The sequence below is a fragment of the Tardiphaga robiniae genome, from assembly GCF_001618955.1.
GTDB lineage: Bacteria > Pseudomonadota > Alphaproteobacteria > Rhizobiales > Xanthobacteraceae > Tardiphaga > Tardiphaga robiniae_A.
This window is the reverse complement of sequence record NZ_LVYV01000043.1, coordinates 1-521: the sequence shown is the minus strand read 5'-3', so window position 1 is coordinate 521 and position 521 is coordinate 1. Positions and strand designations below refer to the sequence as shown.

1 pseudogene is annotated in these 521 nt (G+C 62.2%); it reads right to left on the bottom strand.

Annotated elements, in window-relative coordinates:
* Positions 1-259 precede the first annotated feature (259 nt).
* A pseudogene (locus tag A4A58_RS22440) lies at positions 260-521 on the bottom strand (GNAT family N-acetyltransferase); the annotation flags it as partial.

Sequence of the window (521 nt, the reverse complement as noted above, 5' to 3'; positions counted from 1 at the left end):
AGCGATGGTCCCGATCTTTCGTGAGGATCTTGCCGGGCGTATTCTACCGTTCGGCAGCGAGGCGGCGGACGCTTTCGGTTGCATAGCCGCCCGACGGCGCAAACTCGGCGCCGATCAGCCAGTTCGACGCACAAATTGCCGCGATCGCCTGGTCTCGTGGTGCCTCCGTGGCTTACCCGCAATGTCGCGGATTTCGCTGACACCGGTGTAACTATCATCAATCCCTGGGATCATCGGCCGTGAAATTTGTAAGCCCCGGCTAAAAATCCGTCAGCAGCCGGCTCCAGGTCTCGGAGGCGAGGCCGCCGATATAGATGTCGTTGCGCTCTGCCGCTTCCTTGAGGTCCGCATGGCGGGTCACCATGCAGAAGTAGCCGCGGTGCCGGAATGACAGCCATCGCTGGCGCGATATCGCGTTCATCAGGAACGGCTGTGCCATGCCGACCGCCACGGCATCGCCTTCCGCATCGAGCTGCAGGAACATCGCCGCGGCAACGTCACGTTCGAGCCCCTCTTCGCAG